The organism is Caballeronia catudaia, from assembly GCF_001544755.2.
Classification (GTDB): Bacteria; Pseudomonadota; Gammaproteobacteria; order Burkholderiales; family Burkholderiaceae; genus Caballeronia; species Caballeronia catudaia.
This window is the reverse complement of the sequence record NZ_FCOF02000120.1, coordinates 1-1982: the sequence shown is the minus strand read 5'-3', so window position 1 is coordinate 1982 and position 1982 is coordinate 1. Positions and strand designations below refer to the sequence as shown.

Annotated in this window: 2 protein-coding genes; both read left to right on the top strand. The window is 56.4% G+C overall.

The annotated features are described in order from the left end of the window. Nucleotides 1-411, top strand: a 411-nt coding sequence (locus tag AWB75_RS36315) for an IS30 family transposase (protein ID WP_143746698.1), incomplete at its 5' end; no start/stop codon positions are given. Nucleotides 412-706: 295 nt separating this feature from the next. After that, nucleotides 707-1177 carry a hypothetical protein gene (locus AWB75_RS36310; protein ID WP_143746696.1) on the top strand — a complete coding sequence of 157 codons (471 nt, stop codon included), beginning with the start codon at nucleotides 707-709 and terminating at the stop codon, nucleotides 1175-1177. Nucleotides 1178-1982: the final 805 nt, after the last annotated feature.

The following is a 1982-nucleotide window of genomic DNA, read 5'->3' as shown; positions in this document are numbered from 1 at the left end:
AGCCGGCTGGTGCTGCTTGCCAAGATGGAGGATGCTACCGCCGCCTCAGCTCTGGCGGGCTTCTCGGCCAAACTCAATTCGATTCCCGAACCCCTGCGCCAGAGCTTTACGTACGACCAGGGCAAGGAACTCACGCGGCATCAAGAACTCGCCGCCGCCACCGGCGTAAGCGTGTACTTCTGCGACCCGCACAGTCCCTGGCAACGCGGGACCTGCGAAAACACCAACGGATTGCTGCGACAGTACTTACCTAAGGGCACCGACCTCTCGGTCTACACTCAGGACGAGCTCGATGCCATCGCCGACAGCCTGAACAGCCGGCCGCGCGCAACCCACGCGTTCCATTCGCCATTCGAGGTTTTCGCTGCGACACTTGCCTCAGCGGGACAACCTCAAAACGCTAAACATTAACCCCCTCGTTGCACTTCGGTTTGAAACCGCCTAGCGATCCTGGCTCAGGATCAATCGAAAGACAACTCAGCAAATGCTGGGAAGATGCCACCTCAAAGCGTTCCCGCCGGGAAGACATATGCCGAGTGGACTGCGCTTTGGTGGCAATGGGCCGTGAAAAGGCCCATGAACAAGGGGCCACTGGACGGTCCCGCGAACAACCCTGCCTTTTGTGCGCTGGATCAATCGGGTGCGGTATGGTTTTTAGGCACGTCAACCTTCGGTTCGTCACCGCCAACGCAGGCTCGCCAGTGCAATGTACCCGCAGGAAAGTTCATTCTTTTTCCACTGGTCGCTGCTGAATGGTCCACTAACGAAGCGCTATATAACAAAGAAACCGGGGAGGCATTGTCCCAACGGCTCGGATGTGCCAGACACATCGTTGCAGTCATTGCTCGCATGCGCTGTGAATGTGTTGGCAAGCTTTAAGTCTCCGTTGACGTTGACGTTGACGGCTACGCTCGACGGACGGGACCTCGGCAATCTCTCTGCTTTTAAATTTGAAGTCGCCGACAAGTCTATTACGCTTACTCCGGATCCGTCGAACCTGATCATGATACCCGTCTCGCCCCCCAAATACCCGGCTTCCAACGTCCAGTTCGGCGCGGACGGCTATTTCGTTATGCTGGCACCGCTTGCAGTTGGGACCCACACGCTTGAATTCCAAGGCGGCTCGGCGGACCCGGGTTATTTCTTCGGCCGATTTACTTTAGTGGTTGGCCCGTAAGGCGTTTAATGTCGAGTGTGAAAAGTCAGCCTCGGTTGCCGCGTCTCGAAAGACCGTCGTCGCTCGCGCCGGTCTCGAATTTATAGATCCGTTGGCTTCGCGCCGATCGCCCGGCAGAGCGCTTGGAGAAATTCTGAACAGCCCGAGCACTTGTCATAGCGCGAGATTTTAAGTCCGCATGGGACGGACCGCAGGACCCGCACACCCGTCAACGGAGGCGGCCAAAAGTGAGGTGATTCGCCCGACGCGTGATGGTTGTGAACGACAAACAGGGCGCGGCAAAATCGCTGTTGTCGTTGCTCAGCTGGAACTTGTCTACACTGCCGAGGAGGCGACCCGGCGGCCAGAAGCTTTTCGTGCCGACATAGCGCTGCTCGACATCGCACTGCCCGGAATGAGCGGCTATAAGCTGCACCGCGCGCTACGTGCCATGTCGCAACTCAAGAAAACTCCCTTGGTAGCCGTCACGGGTCTACGGCCACGCCGAAGACCACCAGCAGCCCCGCGAAGCGGGATTTGACGATCATCTCGTAGAACCGATCGAGCTTTCAGCGCTTGAACGAAGTCTGATATGGTCTCAAAGACAAGATATCGCTAGTTTTCCTACCCATCAAAAAAAAAGCATCGGAGGCGTGAAGATGCCGCTTAACCGGTAATGCCGTTCAGTTAAGCGACTGAACGGCATTTGTTTTGGTGCGGGAAGTGGTTGTAAACGTTGCGCCGAGCTGTTAAGGAACCTCTGCATAACCCTACTTATAGTGGCGATAAGGAGTACTATTAGAGAACCAGCGACTTGGAGGAATCA